Origin of the sequence: Bacillus cereus group sp. N6 (assembly GCF_016483705.1) — a bacterium.
GTDB lineage: Bacteria > Bacillota > Bacilli > Bacillales > Bacillaceae_G > Bacillus_A > Bacillus_A wiedmannii.
In genome coordinates this window covers 1-528 of the sequence record NZ_JAEHBI010000205.1, presented here as the reverse complement: position 1 = coordinate 528, position 528 = coordinate 1, and the positions used below count along the sequence as shown (strand labels likewise).

Below are 528 nucleotides of genomic sequence, written 5' to 3'. Positions count from 1 at the left end.
ATTCGTACATACGTTCTTTTTTAGCCGGTGATAAGTAACCATTCGCTGAATGAATTCTTTTACGATTATAGAAAATTTCAATGTATTCCCAAATATCTTGCTGTGCTTGAGCACGCGTTGCGTATTGTTGCTGATAAATGAGCTCTTTTTTTAAGACACCATGGAATGATTCTATACAAGCATTATCATAACAGTTTCCTTTTCTGCTCATACTACAGTTCATTCCATACTGTTTTAATTGATTTTGATAATCCAGAGAAGCATATTGACTTCCTCGATCAGAATGATGCAAGACGGAACCTTCCGGTTTTTGACGAAAATAGGCTTGTTGTAAAGCCTTCAATACCAATTCTTTTGTCATTGTACGATCAGCATGCCAGCCCACAATTTTTCTAGAATACAAATCCATCAGACTTGCTACATACAACCAGCCTTCTTTCGTTGGTATATATGTAATATCAGCTACCCAAACTTGATTTGGCTTTTCTACCTTGAATTGACGATTTAACACATTGGCATGTATTGGAT

General features: G+C 36.0%; 1 protein-coding gene. It reads right to left on the bottom strand.

What is annotated here, in order from left to right; genetic code table 11:
* A partial coding sequence (locus tag JDS99_RS30955) for an IS3 family transposase (RefSeq protein WP_199696496.1) occupies positions 1–528 on the bottom strand: 528 nt, incomplete at both ends.